The organism is Rhizobium changzhiense, assembly GCF_013087625.1.
Classification (GTDB): domain Bacteria; phylum Pseudomonadota; class Alphaproteobacteria; order Rhizobiales; family Rhizobiaceae; genus Rhizobium; species Rhizobium sophorae.
In genome coordinates this window covers 45500-60072 of sequence record NZ_JABFCQ010000004.1, presented here as the reverse complement: position 1 = coordinate 60072, position 14573 = coordinate 45500, and the positions used below count along the sequence as shown (strand labels likewise).

Genomic DNA, 14573 nt, shown 5'->3' with positions numbered 1-14573 from the left:
GTGCTTGCCGCAGCGTCGATCCAGACGGCCGCCGCTTCCAAGCAGGGGTACGCCCCGCTTGACATATCTCCACACTCACCCTTAGCATTCCGCCCGCGTCTCCCAACCACCGGGAGTTACGCATCCAGCTGTCCTGTCATCAGGTAGAGGTTCCAATGCGCCGATTCACTTCTCACGAAAATCACATTCGAAATTCTGAGAAGTTGGTGGTTCATGCGCACTTTGAATCTGGGCATCCTCGCCCATGTGGATGCAGGCAAGACTAGCCTTACCGAAAGACTGCTTTTTGATGCCGGCGTTATCGACAAGCTCGGCAGCGTCGATACCGGCAATACACAAACGGACACTCTCGAACTCGAACGGCAACGCGGCATCACGATCAGAGCCGCGGTGGTGTCGTTCACGATCGGCGACAGGAACGTCAATCTCATCGACACGCCCGGTCACCCGGATTTCATCGCCGAGGTCGAGCGGGTGCTCGGATTGCTGGATGCCGCGGTCGTCGTCGTTTCGGCGGTCGAAGGCGTACAGGCCCAAACGCGGGTGCTGGTGCGGGCGCTGCGGCGGCTTGGCGTTCCCTTCATCTTCTTCGTCAACAAGGTCGATCGTCTCGGCGCGCAATATCAGGACGTACTGAAGGCTCTTGCCAGCCAATTGCTCGTTCGTCCCATCGCCATGTCTTCCGTGATCGATGCCGGCAGCAGGCTTGCCAGGGTCGAGGCGTTGTCTCCCGGATGCGAACCGCTTTTCACGCCGCTCTGCGAAGCGCTCGCGGAGAATGACGAGGTGCTGCTGGACGATTACGTCTTGACGCCCGATCGCCTGACGGCGGATAGGCTTGAACGCTGCCTGACCGATCAGGTCGCGAGCGGTCTGGTGCATCCTGTCTTCGCAGGTGCGGCAACGACCGGCGTCGGCGTGCCGGCCCTGACATCGGCCATTGCGACGATATTGCCCGGCCGGCGCCTCGATCCGGACGGGCCGATTGCCGGAACAATCTTCAAGATCGAACGCGGCTGGGGCGGTGAAAAGCTGGCCTATACGTATCTGACGTCAGGCACGGTCCGGCTGCGGCAATATCTGGATTTGCCCAAAGGCCCGCATAGAGTGACCGCGATCGAGGTTTTCGAGGCCGGCAGGGTTCATGGCGCGGCAAGCTTCCGCGCCGGGCAGATCGCGCGCGTAGGCGGCCTTGCCGGCGCACGGATCGGCGATGCGGTGGGCGGCGACCTGCTCGCGGGCGGCCGGCCGCAGTTTGCCCCGCCCAGCCTCGAAACTCGCGTCCTTGCCCGGCGCCCCTCCGACAAGGCGGCGCTCTGGCTGGCGCTGAACCAGATGGCCGAACAGGACCCGTTGATCAATCTGCGCCGGAACGACGATGCGGACGACATCTTCGTATCGCTCTATGGCGAGGTGCAGAAGGAGGTCGTCCAATCGACCCTGCTGGCGGATTTCGGTCTCGAGGCTAGGTTTGAGGAAAGCACGGTCATCTTCGTGGAAAGGCTTGCGGGAACCGGGGAAGGCCTGCAGATCCTCTTCAAGGAGCCCAATCCGTTTCTCGCCACCGTCGGTCTACGCGTCGAACCGCGTAGAGAAGGGGCAGGCAACAGCTTTGCACTTGAAGTGGACGTAGGCCAGATGCCTGCCAGCTTTTACAGGGCGGTCGAAGAAACTGTGTTCGAGACGCTGAAGCAGGGTATTTTCGGCTGGCAGATCATCGATTGCCACGTGGCGATGACCGCAGCCCGGCACAGTTCGCCGGCAAGCACCGCCGCCGATTTCCGACAGTTGACGCCTTGGGTGCTGGCAGATGCACTGTCGGCCGCGCAAACCGTCCTATGCGAACCGATCGACCGATTTCATCTCGAAGCGCCCGCGGAGAGCTTGAGCGGCGTGCTGACCCTGCTTGCGAAATCCGCCGCGACGACGACGGATTCGGCGATCGTCGATGGCGTCGCTCGGCTCGAAGGCACCATGGCGTCTCAGATGATCCAAAGCGTCCAGCAGCAATTGCCGGGGCTGACGAGCGGGGCGGGGACCATGGAAACCGCTTTCGATCATTATGCCCCGGCCGCCGGCCCGCCGCGCTTGCGTGGGCGTTCGGGGCCTGATCCGTTCAATGGTGCGGAATATCTGTTGCGTCTGCGGGGGAGTGTGTGAAGGGTGCGATGGGTGCCCGCAGAGCACGGGTATGCCGTGTGGTTACCCCCTCTGCCCGGCAGGGCAGAGGGGGTGCCACACGGAACGCCGGTACAGGATTCAGCTGTCGCGCGGCCGCACCTCAGCATGAGGGCGTGTGGAGAATGCCGGTATCAAAAAAGGCGGCCCTTGCGAGCCGCCTTCCATTTCCTCAAGCCGCCAGCGAGGCGATGTCGATAACGAAGCGGTAGCGGACGTCGCTTTTCAGGACGCGTTCATAGGCTTCGTTGACCTGCTGGATGTTGATCTTCTCGATCTCGGAGACGATGTTGTGCTCGCCGCAGAAGTCGAGCATTTCCTGGGTTTCCTTGATCGAGCCGATCATCGAGCCGGAAATGCTCTTGCGGCCGGGGATGACCGAGAACGCATGCACGGGGATCGGGTTTTCCGGGGCGCCAACCACCACGAATGAACCATCCACCTTCAGGAGGCCGAGATAGGCATTCCAGTCGATCTCGGCGCTGACGGTGCAGATGATCAGGTCGAAAGAGCCGGCGAGCTTCGTGAAGGTTTCGGGGTCGTTGGTGGCGTAGTATTCCTTGGCGCCGAGCTTCAGCCCATCTTCCTTCTTGGAAAGGCTCTGGGACAGAACGGTGATATCGGCGCCCATGGCGGCGCCAAGCTTGACGCCCATATGGCCGAGACCGCCCATGCCGACGATCGCGACCTTCTTGCCGGGACCGGCATTCCAGTGGCGCAGCGGCGAGTAGAGCGTGATGCCGGCGCAGAGCAGCGGCGCGGAGGCATCGAGCGGCAGATTGTCCGGAATGGACATAACATAGCCTTCCCTAACCACGATCGAGTCGGAATAGCCGCCTTGGGTGCGTGTCTTGCGGTCGGCTTCGAAGTCGTTGTAGGTGCCGGCGAGCCCGGGCATATACTGTTCCCGATCGAGGTCTCGCTCGGCGCAGCCGATGCAGGAATCGACGAAGCAGCCGACGCCGACGCGATCGCCGACCTTGAATTTGGTCACATCGGAACCGACAGCCGAGACGATGCCGGCGATCTCATGGCCCGGCACGATCGGATAGACGGCGTTCTTCCATTCGTTGCGGACAGTGTGGATGTCCGAATGGCAGATGCCGGCAAACTTGATGTCGATAACGACGTCATCGGGGTTCGGGTTGCGGCGTTCGAAGGTGAAAGGGGTCAGCGGCTTGGAAGCGTCGGTCGCGGCGTAGCCTCTTGCAATAGGCATAGGAACCATCCTTTTCGATTGTGGTGGGGGTTGAAAGAGATGGTGGACTATCGCCTGGAACTGCGTCAGAGAGCTAGAGCGATCCTCTCAGCTTTTTGCACGATCCTGCAAAAGTGAGGCGCCGGCCTGTTTGCGAAATGGCCAAGGCACTCTAGATAAGAGCGGTATCGCCGGCGTCAGACAGTTGACAGAAAGAGTTGCCGCATGACTTTGCCCTTCAGCCCCTATCAGGAAATTGTCGATATCGCGATGCGCTTCGCGGCTGGTGACGGCGAGTTTACGACTGATATCGGCAATCTTCACATCAGCCGTCGGTCCAAGCCCAGCGATCCGCTGCACAGCAGCTACCGGCCCTGTTTTGCCTTTGTGCTGCAGGGGGCCAAGAGCCTGCGCCTCGGCACGGAACTTATCAGCTACGGGACCGGGGACTATCTGCTGACCTCGCTCGACCTGCCGGTCGCCTGGCGCGTCACGGAGGCAAGCCCTGAGGTTCCGCATCTCTGCCTGGGGCTGGCAATCGACTCGGAAAAGCTGCTGGAGTTGCTCAGCCGCATCGATATTCCGCGCCCGGCCGCCCATACCGACGGGCAGCGCGGGATGGCGGTGAACGTCGCTCCGCCGGAGCTTCTGGATGCCGCCGTCCGCCTGCTGCGCTTGCTCGATCGTCCAGGCGACATTCCTGCCATGGCGCCGCTGATCGAGCAGGAAATCCTCTATCGGGTGCTGACTGGGCCGGATGGCGCGCGGCTGATCAACATCGCCACAGCCGACAGCCACAGCAACAGGATCGCCCGCGCCGTTGCCTGGCTGAAGGAGAATTACGCGCGGCCGCTGCGCATCGAAGATCTTGCCGAGCGCGTCAATATGAGCGTGTCATCCTTCCACCATCACTTCAAGTCGGTCACGGCGATGACGCCCGTTCAATATCAGAAGCAGCTTCGCCTGCACGAGGCGCGCCGGCTGATGCTGGTCGAGCGGCTCGACGCCGGCACGGCCGGCCATCGCGTCGGTTATCAGAGCCCGTCGCAGTTCAGCCGCGAATACAGCCGACTCTACGGCGCTTCGCCGGCCCGCGATGTCGACGGCGTGCGCGAGATGATCGCGGCGGAATAGCGCTGAAGGACGCCGGCGATGCCGGCCAGCCATTAAAGGATGTTTGACCTTTCCGGGCTAGGCTGGCGCCAAACATCAAGCAGGCACCGACGTCAGCATGACGCAAGCACCGTTACTTTCAATCGTCGCGCCTTGTCACAACGAGGAGGAGGGGCTGCGTGAGTTCTGCCGCCGCGCCGCTGCTGCAGCGCAGAGTGTCACTGGTGATGCTTTCGAACTCATTCTCGTCGATGACGGCTCATCCGACCGCACCTGGGAGATTATTTCGGATCTGGCGGCTCATATACCGCAGGTGCTCGGTGTTCGTCTTCTGCGCAATCACGGCCACCAGCTGGCAGCGACGGCGGGTCTTTCCGCGTCGCGGGGCGAGCGCGTGCTTTTGATCGATGCCGATCTTCAGGATCCGCCCGAGCTGCTTTTGATGATGATGCCGATCATGGAGCGCGGCGCCGACGTCGTCTACGGTCAGCGTACGCGCCGTCAGGGCGAAAGCTGGTTCAAGCTGGCCTCCGCTTCGCTTTTCTACCGCGCTTTGTCCAAGCTCGCTTCCGTAACCATTCCGCGCGATACCGGCGATTTCCGGCTGATGCGCCGGCGCGTCGTCGATATCCTGCTGGCGATGCCGGAGCGCGATCGCTTCATCCGCGGCATGGTCAGCTGGATCGGTGGCAGGCAGGTGGCGCTCCCCTACGAGCGTGACGCCCGTTTTGCCGGCACGACGAAATATCCTCTGCGAAAGATGATCAATTTCGCTCTCGATGCGATCACCAGCTTCTCGACGACGCCGCTGCGCATCAGCACATGGCTTGGCATGATGAGCGCGGGTGTCGCGATGGCGTTGCTCGTCTACACCTTCATTCGCTGGCTGCAAAGCGAGACGGTGACCGGCTGGTCGTCGATCATGGCCGCGGTCAGCGCCTTCAGCGCTATCCAGCTGATCTGCATCGGCATCATCGGCGAGTATCTCGGCCGTCTGGTACAGGAGAGCAAGAAGCGGCCAATGTTCATGGTCGAGACGATCGTGCGCGGCAGTGAACAGGCAGAATTGTCGATCGCTTTCTCGGAGATGAGCGCCAGCGACAAGCGCGCCGCGCTGGGTGCGGCCTTTGCATCCGAAGAGCCGCCGCGCTCGCAAAAGAACAGCCGGATCGGATAATGGACCGGATTGCCGCGCCTGCTGTGGCCGCAGCCGGGCCTGAGGAATCGATCGCCAGGCAGGATTCCACCGTTGCTATCGTCGCTTTCGTCGGGCTTGCCGCGGCTTTGGTTCTCGTGTTTCCCTTTCCGCCGGTTCTCGATTACGCCAATCACTACGCCCGTATCTGGCTCCTTTCGGGCGGGATCGGCGAGCAGCCGTTTCCTGAGATCTATGCAGTCGATTGGAACCGCACCTTCACCAATGTCGGGATCGACGTTCTGGCCACCTGGCTGGGGCCGCTCGTCGGTGCCGACAGGCTTGCGCGGGCTTTGCTTTTCCTGGCGATCCTGCTGCCGCCGCTCGGGGCAATCGGCCTGCACCGCGCGCTGTTCGGCGGCCGTCACCATTGGCAGACCGCCATGCTGTCGCTTAGCTGGTGCGCCACCATGATCGGCGGCTTCATCAACTTCCAGATCGGCCTCGGCATGGCGCTCGCCTTCGCCTGCGTCGATCTGCAGCTGCAGCGCAGAAATCCCGCCCTGGTCTTTGCCTGGCGGCTCGCCGCCGCGCTGCTGCTGACGGTGATGCATCTCTTCGCGCTTGGCTTCTATATAGCGATTGTCTGCGGCCTCGAATTTTCCTGGCGCATCGATATCGTGCGATCGAAGGCGGCTCTGATCAGGCTCGCCGGCCGGTTGGCGCTGGCGCTCGGCGCCTGCGTCCTGCCGCCGCTCGCGCTCTATCTCCATACGGCGGCTTTGCCCAACGCCGGCGGCGACGGCCTTGGCCTTGCCTGGAACGACGGCATCGTCCTGATCGTCCTGAATCTGCTCTCCGCCATCACGACTTATGTGCCGGTGGTGGATGTCGTGCTGGTTCTGCCGTTGATCCTCATCTCCACGCGTGCCGTCCGCGCCGGTGACATCCGCATCCATGCGGGGCTTGCCGTCGCCGCCTGCGGCCTGCTGCTTCTGTCTTGTGTTTCGCCTCGCCACATGCTCGGCACCGGATGGATCAGTTGGCGCTTTCCGATCATGACTGCGCTCGTCGCCATGGCGATGGTGTGCCCCTTCGCCAATCTCACGCGCCGGCAAGCGCTGTTGCTGGCGCTCATCATCAATCTCGCTGTCTTCGGCCGCACTGGCTGGGTCGGCTGGAACTGGTGGCTGGCACAGAAGGATGTTGCCGCCGTCGAGACTGTGCTTAAAAAGGTGCCGGCCGGTGCAGCCGTGCTGCCTCTGGGACATGAACCCGAGACAGTGAGCGGTCTTGCCCACTCCAACCGGCATTTCGCCTGGGGGTTGGATACTTTCCGGCACCTGCCGACGCTTGCCGTGCCCTTCTCGCATGCGTTCGTGCCGACGCTCTTCACGGCAATAGGCAAGCAGCCGCTATCCGTTCTGTCGCCATGGTCCGAGATCGCGGTTCCCGAGGGCAATCTGCTGTCGATCGGCGTGCTTTCATGCCCGGCAATGATGCAGGAATATAGAAACTTTACGCCTTACCTGTCGGATTGGCGCAGACGTTTCGATTTCGTCCTCGTAGCCAATGCCGATATCCCCGACCGCTATGTCGACACCTTGATGCCGGCGGGCCTGACGCTGCTCGAAGATGCCGGTTTCGCGAAGCTTTACGCAATCGACAAGGCGATGCCGGCGGAGCCTCTCTCAATCCCCATCGGCTGCGCCAGGGCGTCGTAGGTCGGGGCTCTTCGTGGACCGATTTGCCTCTGGACGATTGGGTCATGATTGGGGCCGCCATCCGGCTTTCGGGTGAGGCGCTAGTCAGCCGGGGAATTTAAGCGCCTTGTCGGCACGGCATTTGGCGAGCTTTAGCTGGCGGAAGGAGAGGATGCGGGTGATGCGGTCCTTGCCATCCGTTTCCACATTCATGCAGGCGCATGCATAGCCGTAATTGCCGTTGGTTCTGACATAGTCATGTTCGGAGATGTCGGAGATCAGCTCCATGCCTTCCACTTCGCCGGCATCGTCGCCCTGGGTCATGATCGTCCAGGTGTTCTCCGCGTCCTCCAGCCACCAGTTGGCGGGCGTCGGATTCTCGATCCAGCCGCAGCGCGTTTCGGCGGCCTGCGCATTGGCTGCGACGACAAGAGCTGCGATCATGACCGCGGCGGCTATCCGGTATCTCATTGCCTTTTACCCTCGAAAGTTATCAGTTGTTGATTGCGGTGATCGCCCAATGGCTCGCCTCGCAGGCGTTGTCCTCGCAGATCGCGCCCATCCAGATGGCACCGCCGGCCAGCATGACGCCGTCGCTGTTGACGAAAAGATCCTCGTATTGCTGGCGTCCGACGGCGCTGCGCGTTTCCGGCGTCACCAGATCATCGAAATTGTTGATGAAATCCTCGGCGTTCTCGACGTCGTAGGTCTCACCATTGGCCTTGACCGTCAGCGGGTATTCGGCAAGGCCGGCGATGGTCTCGGCGTCGCCCGAGTGCATCGCCTTGACAAGCTGGCGCAGCGGCGGGTCGAAGCTTGCTGCATCGCCGTGCAGTTCCTCGATGCGATTATAGACGTCGCTGTCGGACTGCGCGAGAGCGCTTGAGCCGGCAAGGAGGATTGCTCCGAGCAGGAGAAGGGCTGCAGAAAGGCGTGACATCGAAGCCTCCGGGCAAATGGCGTAGCGTGACATTATGCGATCGCCGAGGATTCGCGCCTATCCAATTCTGGTCTTTCATCGCGGTTTCACGTATTAAAAAAATCTATCCAGGCTTCTTGACGACCTGATCTGTTTATCGCATAAATTTCGCGAACCGTACCGTACGGTACGTATATGGGAGCTATGATCGTGTCCGTCGATACCGCAGAGCCGAGCGAATTTTCGCCGCGCCAGAACGCCGTTCTGGAGCAGGCGCTGCAGTTGCTCGTCGATGGCGGCGAGAAGGCGCTGACGACTTCGGGCGTGGCGCGTGCTGCCAATTGTTCGAAGGAAAGCCTCTACAAATGGTTCGGCGATCGCGACGGGCTGCTATCGGCGATGATCGCCTATCAGGCGAGCAAGGTGCGTACCTTCGAGCGCAACGGCGAGCGGCTGACGGCGGCGAGCCTGCATGACCATGTCGTCATTTTCGCGCGTGACCTGCTGGAGGTGCTCGCCGGCGACGTCTCGCTGGCGCTCAACCGGCTGGCGATCGGGCAGTCGAACCGCGACGGCTCGAAACTCGGCAAGCTGCTGCTCGAGCGCGGCCGTCGCCAGATCGACCGGCGCGCCATGGCGCTGATCGACGCCGGCAAAAGGGCAGGGCTCCTGCGTTTTGCCGATGCCGACGAGGCTTATCACACGCTTTACGGCCTTGTTGTCTCCGACCTGCATGTGCGCATGCTGCTCGGCGAACCAGGCCTCAAGGATACCGCACGCCAGGCGGAGAGGGCGGTGACCGCCTTCCTCAGGCTTTATGGCACGGACAAGGTTCTGGCGGAGATGCCGGTTCTCGGCTGATTCCGCTTTAATGACAGTCAACAAGACAAGCAAAGGGAAGGAACTTCAAATGCGCGTCTATTACGATCGTGATGCCGATCTCAACCTCATCAAGGCCAAGAAGGTCGCCGTCATCGGCTATGGTTCGCAGGGCCGTGCCCATGCACTGAACCTCAAGGACAGCGGCGCCCAGAATGTCGTCATCGCACTCAAGGCCGGTTCGCCGACCGTCAAGAAGGCCGAAGCCGATGGCTTCAAGGTCATGACGGTTGCCGAAGCTGCCGCCTGGGCGGACCTGATGATGATGGCGACCCCGGACGAACTGCAGGCCGACATCTACAAGGCCGACATCGCTGGCAACATCCGCGATGGCGCAGCCATCGCCTTCGCTCACGGCCTCAACGTTCACTTCGGTCTCATCGAGCCGAAGGCTTCGGTTGACGTCGTCATGATCGCACCGAAGGGCCCGGGCCACACGGTTCGCGGCGAATACCAGAAGGGCGGCGGCGTTCCCTGCCTCGTTGCCGTTCACCAGAACGCTTCCGGCAATGCGCTTGAACTCGCTCTCTCCTACGCCTGCGGCGTCGGCGGCGGCCGTTCGGGCATCATCGAAACCAACTTCCGCGAAGAGTGCGAAACCGACCTCTTCGGCGAACAGGTCGTTCTCTGCGGCGGTCTCGTCGAGCTCATTCGCGCCGGTTTCGAAACGCTCACCGAAGCCGGTTACGCGCCGGAAATGGCCTATTTCGAGTGCCTGCACGAAGTGAAGCTGATCGTCGACCTGATTTATGAAGGCGGCATCGCCAACATGAACTACTCGATCTCCAACACGGCCGAGTGGGGCGAATATGTCTCCGGTCCGCGCATCATCACTGCCGAGACCAAGGCCGAGATGAAGCGCGTCCTCAAGGACATCCAGACCGGCAAGTTCACGTCCGATTGGATGCAGGAATACCGCGCCGGCGGCTCGCGCTTCAAGGGCATTCGACGCCTGAACGACAGCCACCCGATCGAAGAAGTCGGCGCCAAGCTGCGCGGCATGATGCCCTGGATCGGCAAGAACAAGCTGGTCGACAAGTCGGTCAACTAAGCGGTTCCGGTGAAATAAAACTGGGAGGCCGGAGTGAAAGCGCCGGCCTCTTTTGCCATTCGTGCGTCCGTAGCCGCTATATTGGATCTGATGTGTTTGAAGCGATCATGCGCTCGGCAGAGCAGGACCTTGAAGATAGCCTCAGGGCGCTCTATCCAGCATTTCTAGAATATCCGTTCCCATCTTCGCTGGACGCTTCGCCGCTACGCGACGCCGAGAACATTCTCGCTGCATTCAAATCAGCGCCTTTGCGGGAGATCGATGCGGCAGAGTTGGGCCAGTATGTGGCAAGCGCTATAACGACTGTTGGCTCGGCGGATGATTTCAAACACCTCCTGCCGCGTATCCTCCATTGTGCCGTCCTCAGCCCTTCCACGTATGGCTTCGAGCCGCCCATTATCGCTTCCAAGCTTTTATTGTGCGACTGGCAACAATGGCCGATAGCTAAACAGACAGCGGTCGCGAATTTTTTCTATTCGGCCTGGACTTATAGGAGGCTGCAGGATCCCGATTTCGATGCTTCTGCTTGGGACTGGATCGTGGCGATGGCAAGACTCGATCTTCAATTCCAGGCATGCCTTGATTTGTGGCTGAAACAGCCGACGCCGAACGCTTTCATTCAGCTTGCCGGTGCCGATCTTAAAAGTCTCTACAGGGGCAGTGGTTTTTGGCAGGATGTCGCGTGGGAAAAGCGCGATCTCGTCCTTGAATGGTTCAAGGGGGAGGTGATTGAGAATGCATTCATCGGGCTGATCGATGCGATACCGCCGCAACAGCACTGGATTATCGATCGTCTCCTCGATGAAATCAGAGAATTGCGACGTCTGCCTTCTCGCGTTGGGGCGTCGGAGTGAGAAAATAGGCGTGATGCCCCGCCGGAGCGGAAGCTCTGGCCTTTATCTTTGCGCGCCGACGGTGAGCCAGCGGGTTGGCTTGCCGTCATAGCCGCCGCCGTCGCTTTCGCTGATGGCGATGTTCCGCCAACCGCCTTTCGTCAAAAGCTCCGAAAGCCATTCGGCGGAGGGATAGTTGTAATAACGCCCGAAGCCGTCATGGCCTTCGGCTTCGCCTGCCTTGAAGCTCGCATGTATGACGCCGTCGGTTCTCAAGGCGCGCCGGATGCGGGCGAAGACGTCGGGCAGCTCAGGCCTTAGGACGTGAAGGAGGCTTGCATGCGCCCAGACACCGTCGAAGGCGCTGTCGGCGTCGAGCTCCTGGAACAGCACGACCCTGACCGGCCTGCCGATCAGCGCTTCCGCTTGTCTTGCAAGCTCGGTCGAGCCATCCGTCGGCGTCACGTCGAAACCCTGTGACAGCATGTAGGCGCTGTCCTGTCCGCCGCCGCAGCCGAGTTCGAGGATTGCCGCACCCGGCGCAAGCCCGGCGAGGAAGGCATCGAGCTGTTGCTTCGGCAGGCTGCGCGCCCGCTTGGCGTATGTCTCGGCATTTTCCTCATAGAAGGCGGAGGTGCGGTTAAGAGGCATGCTGTTCGGCCGATCGCGGGCGTCGGTTGGATTGAAGATGTCTTTCAGGAAGCCGGTCGGCGTCGATGATGTCAATGACGACAATCCCTTCTGACGTCACCCGGTAGAACGCGACGTGACGCATGTGGAGGAGGCGGCGAAGGCCAGCGCCAAGTTCGTCGCACTCTTCTCCCATGGAGGGAGCATGCGAAAGAAGCACGAAAATCCTGTCCCAGTCGAGAAGATAGGCGTCTGCCTGCGCCTCGCCGAAATTGAGGCAAGCATATTCGTCAATGCCTGATAGCACTGCGTCTGCGGTTCGGGTTAGCCTATAGGTGGTTGTCACGCAGCTTTGCCTTCGTTTCCGACAGGATGTCGGGAATGCGCCGCTCGCTCGGGCCGCTTTCCTCAGCCTGTCTCAGAATGTTGCGCAGTTCTTCGTCGTCAAGCTTGTGATGGAGCTGATCCTTCAGAATAAGCTCCGCCAGGAATGCGTCGGCACTGCTGTATCTGCCGCTTGCGACACGGTTTTCGACGTATTCCGCCAGATGATCCGGAAGCGAGATCGTCATTTTCGCCATTGGATTCGGTGCCGCCTGCACATGCCGGTTTTCAGCCACTCCAGATGCCAGATTATCATTTCCCCGTTTGTGATAGAAGCGTTGTGCCCAGTCGTCGAGGGCTTGGGTCACATGCGGATCAGTCTTTTTTATCGATATAGATGACGCGTTCGAGATCCTTAAAATGGGCATCGCAGGTCAGGATGTCGGCATCGTGGCGCTCCGCGGTCGCATAAATGATCGCATCGGCGGTGGCGAGTTTATGGGCTGCCGATATTTCGGCAGCCCGGCGAGCAAGCGTTGTGTCGAGAGCAACAACCATGCATGTCGCGGTATAAGCGATGAAGCTGTCGACGGCTTCCTCGTCCTTTTCGCGTCCTAGCCATTTGCAAAGCTCGAGCTGCACGATCGTCGGAACGATGCATTGATCGCGTTCCGGGATTTCGGCCTGCAGCCGGGTTCCGGCAGCACTTTTCGTCAGCCATTCTATCCATGCGGAGCTGTCGATCACGCGCATCAGAAACGGTCGTTCCGGTCGCGGTAGTTTTTGTTGTCTGCGCCTTCGGCGATGCCGCGAAGATCGGCAAGCGTCGGGACCGGCATCAGCAATACGCCTTTGCCTTTGGGTATGAACACGAATTCCTGTCCCGCCGACCAGTGCTGTTGTTCGCGCACTTCTTTGGGAATGGAGATCTGGAATTTTGTAGAGAGGGTTGCGGTTGCCATTCTTACCTTTCCTCTATCGATTAGTGGATAGTAAGAATTCACTTGGCATCGGTCAATGGCGAACCGTTTTTGGCGTTGGTGCTATCTCGGTCGCCAAATGGGAACTTGACGATGGTTTTCCCGGCTGACTCGGCAACAAAAAACCGGGCGGTGCCCGGTTTCGAAAGAGATCCGCGGATTGCTTAATGGCTGTCGGCTCGAAGAACATCGTATCTGCAGATCGAAACGAACTTCGGCGAGGCGGAATAGACCGCCAGCCCGGGCGGCTTTTGCGGGGCGAGGCGGAGAGCGGCGCCCACCATGTCGGTGTTGACGCCGCCGTTGCGCGAAGCGTCCGGAGTTCAGGCCGGGATAAGGCGCGTCCAGCTGCGCTCATCGTTCGTTACGCCTTTCTGCAGGCTGACGAGCTGCTGGCGCAGTTCGCTGGTCAATTTGCCGGTCTGTCCGTCTCCGACCAGAAACTCGCCGCCGGCATGTCGAACCAGGCCGATGCCCGCCAGGACCGCAGCAGTGCCGCAAGCGAAGGCTTCGACGAGCTTGCCGCTGGCAGCGTCGGCCTGCCATTCCGCGAAGGAGTAGGGACGCTGCTCGACGCGCAAGCCCTTTTCTCCAGCGAGCACGATCACCGAGGCCCGGGTGATGCCCGGCAGGATCGTGCCGCCAAGAGGCGGGGTCACCACCGATCCGTCATTCATCACGAAGAAGACGTTCATGCCGCCGAGTTCCTCGACCCAGCGATGCTCTGCTGCGTCCAGGAAGACGACTTGATCGCAATCCTTCTTCGCGGCTTCCGCTTGCGCCACGAGGCTGGCTGCGTAGTTTCCGCCGCATTTTGCAGCACCGGTGCCGCCGGCGGCGGCACGGGTGTATTCGGTCTCGACCCATAGGGAGACCGCCTTCGCACCGCCTTTGAAGTAGGCGCCGACCGGAGAGGCGATGATGCAGAAGACATATTCCTGAGCCGGACGAACGCCCAGGAATGCTTCGTTGGCGAACATGAAGGGGCGCAGGTAGAGGCTGGCGTCGCCGGATGGAATCCAGGCCTTGTCAACGCGGACCAGCTCTTCGACCGCCTTCAGGAAGAGTTCTTCGGGCACAGGAGGCATAGCCATGCGGGTCGCCGACTGCGCGAAGCGGCGGGCGTTCTCTTCTGGCCGAAAGAGCAAAATCCGGCCATCGTCTGCCTTGTAGGCTTTCATGCCTTCGAAGATTTCCTGAGCGTAGTGCAGCACAGCGCTCGCAGGATCGAGCTCCAGAGGACGCCTCGGCGTAACCTTCGCATCGTGCCAGCCCTTGTCGGCAGTCCATCGTGCCAGGACCATATGATCGGTGAAGACCTTGCCGAAGCCGGGCGTCTCCAGCGCTTGGATGCGGTCGGCGTCGGAGACGGGAGACTTGTGCAATTCGATTTTGATTTCAGGAACGGTCGTCGTCGCGGTCATTGCTGGCACCTTGATAGTAAATTGAATAGTGGCGGCGACACTACTGCCGCCGGACCGGTCTTGGAAAGGTCTGAATCAGCCGGTTTCGGCATCGATCAGAGGAATAATCGCTTGGAGTGGCTGACGTCGAGCAGCAAATTCGGGATCGAGCGTCTTCGATATGGGATGGCGTCTACACTTGTCATCATGACAAGAAAATAGGTCAG

Annotated in this window: 16 protein-coding genes; 7 read left to right on the top strand and 9 right to left on the bottom strand. The window is 60.8% G+C overall.

Features of this window, described 5'->3' with window-relative positions:
- The first annotated feature begins 213 nt into the window (after window positions 1-213).
- Entirely contained in the window at window positions 214-2160 is a 1947-nt protein-coding gene (locus G9X68_RS20450) for an elongation factor G (protein ID WP_171603988.1), read from the top strand.
- A gap of 190 nt (window positions 2161-2350) precedes the next feature.
- On the opposite strand, the gene G9X68_RS20445 is transcribed toward G9X68_RS20450, so the two are convergent.
- On the bottom strand, window positions 2351-3397 hold the full coding sequence (locus G9X68_RS20445) for an NAD(P)-dependent alcohol dehydrogenase (protein WP_171603987.1): 1047 nt from the start codon (window positions 3395-3397) through the stop codon (window positions 2351-2353).
- A 204-nt stretch (window positions 3398-3601) separates the two neighbouring features.
- Here G9X68_RS20445 and G9X68_RS20440 point away from each other — a divergent pair, with 204 nt between their 5' ends.
- The 3 genes from G9X68_RS20440 (at window position 3602) to G9X68_RS20430 (ending at window position 7348) form a co-directional block, all read left to right on the top strand.
- Window positions 3602-4510, top strand: a complete 909-nt coding sequence (locus tag G9X68_RS20440; RefSeq protein WP_171603986.1) for an AraC family transcriptional regulator — start codon at window positions 3602-3604, stop codon at window positions 4508-4510.
- 97 nt (window positions 4511-4607) lie between these two features.
- Entirely contained in the window at window positions 4608-5666 is a 1059-nt protein-coding gene (locus G9X68_RS20435) for a glycosyltransferase family 2 protein (RefSeq protein WP_171603985.1), read from the top strand.
- Window positions 5666-7348: a hypothetical protein gene (locus tag G9X68_RS20430; RefSeq protein ID WP_171603984.1), complete on the top strand. Its 1683-nt coding sequence runs from the start codon at window positions 5666-5668 to the stop codon at window positions 7346-7348. The genes G9X68_RS20435 and G9X68_RS20430 overlap by 1 nt, the downstream gene beginning before the upstream one ends.
- Before the next feature lie 84 nt (window positions 7349-7432).
- On the opposite strand, the gene G9X68_RS20425 is transcribed toward G9X68_RS20430, so the two are convergent.
- Window positions 7433-7798 carry a DUF4087 domain-containing protein gene (locus G9X68_RS20425; protein ID WP_171603983.1) on the bottom strand — a complete coding sequence of 122 codons (366 nt, stop codon included), beginning with the start codon at window positions 7796-7798 and terminating at the stop codon, window positions 7433-7435.
- A 22-nt stretch (window positions 7799-7820) separates the two neighbouring features.
- Window positions 7821-8300 (bottom strand): hypothetical protein, encoded by a 480-nt coding sequence (locus G9X68_RS20420; RefSeq protein WP_171603982.1) that lies wholly within the window; start codon window positions 8298-8300, stop codon window positions 7821-7823.
- 141 nt (window positions 8301-8441) lie between these two features.
- On the opposite strand from G9X68_RS20420, the gene G9X68_RS20415 reads away from it, so the two are divergent.
- The 3 genes from G9X68_RS20415 (at window position 8442) to G9X68_RS20405 (ending at window position 11030) form a co-directional block, all read left to right on the top strand.
- Entirely contained in the window at window positions 8442-9107 is a 666-nt protein-coding gene (locus G9X68_RS20415; protein WP_020050738.1) for a TetR/AcrR family transcriptional regulator, read from the top strand.
- A 49-nt stretch (window positions 9108-9156) separates the two neighbouring features.
- Window positions 9157-10176: a ketol-acid reductoisomerase gene (gene ilvC / locus G9X68_RS20410; RefSeq protein ID WP_003560822.1), complete on the top strand. Its 1020-nt coding sequence runs from the start codon at window positions 9157-9159 to the stop codon at window positions 10174-10176.
- A gap of 92 nt (window positions 10177-10268) precedes the next feature.
- Window positions 10269-11030, top strand: a complete 762-nt coding sequence (locus G9X68_RS20405) for a hypothetical protein (protein WP_171603981.1) — start codon at window positions 10269-10271, stop codon at window positions 11028-11030.
- Window positions 11031-11072: 42 nt separating this feature from the next.
- On the opposite strand, the gene G9X68_RS20400 is transcribed toward G9X68_RS20405, so the two are convergent.
- From G9X68_RS20400 to G9X68_RS20375, 6 genes are all read right to left on the bottom strand, one after another.
- Window positions 11073-11660 carry a class I SAM-dependent methyltransferase gene (locus G9X68_RS20400; RefSeq protein ID WP_171604353.1) on the bottom strand — a complete coding sequence of 196 codons (588 nt, stop codon included), beginning with the start codon at window positions 11658-11660 and terminating at the stop codon, window positions 11073-11075.
- On the bottom strand, window positions 11650-11985 hold the full coding sequence (locus tag G9X68_RS20395; RefSeq protein ID WP_024320838.1) for a type II toxin-antitoxin system RelE/ParE family toxin: 336 nt from the start codon (window positions 11983-11985) through the stop codon (window positions 11650-11652). The genes G9X68_RS20400 and G9X68_RS20395 overlap by 11 nt, the downstream gene beginning before the upstream one ends.
- A complete protein-coding gene (locus tag G9X68_RS20390) occupies window positions 11969-12220 on the bottom strand; it encodes a ribbon-helix-helix domain-containing protein (protein WP_171603980.1) in 252 nt (83 codons plus the stop codon). The genes G9X68_RS20395 and G9X68_RS20390 overlap by 17 nt, the downstream gene beginning before the upstream one ends.
- 118 nt (window positions 12221-12338) lie before the next feature.
- The gene (locus G9X68_RS20385; RefSeq protein WP_171603979.1) at window positions 12339-12716 is read right to left on the bottom strand and encodes a type II toxin-antitoxin system VapC family toxin; all 378 of its coding nucleotides are present in this window, start codon (window positions 12714-12716) and stop codon (window positions 12339-12341) included.
- Window positions 12716-12925, bottom strand: coding sequence for an AbrB/MazE/SpoVT family DNA-binding domain-containing protein (locus tag G9X68_RS20380; RefSeq protein ID WP_003541204.1), 210 nt, complete (start codon window positions 12923-12925; stop codon window positions 12716-12718). Before G9X68_RS20380 ends, G9X68_RS20385 begins: the two co-directional genes overlap by 1 nt.
- A 341-nt stretch (window positions 12926-13266) precedes the next feature.
- Complete coding sequence (locus tag G9X68_RS20375; RefSeq protein ID WP_171603978.1) at window positions 13267-14367, bottom strand: branched-chain amino acid aminotransferase; 1101 nt, start codon at window positions 14365-14367, stop codon at window positions 13267-13269.
- Window positions 14368-14573: the final 206 nt, after the last annotated feature.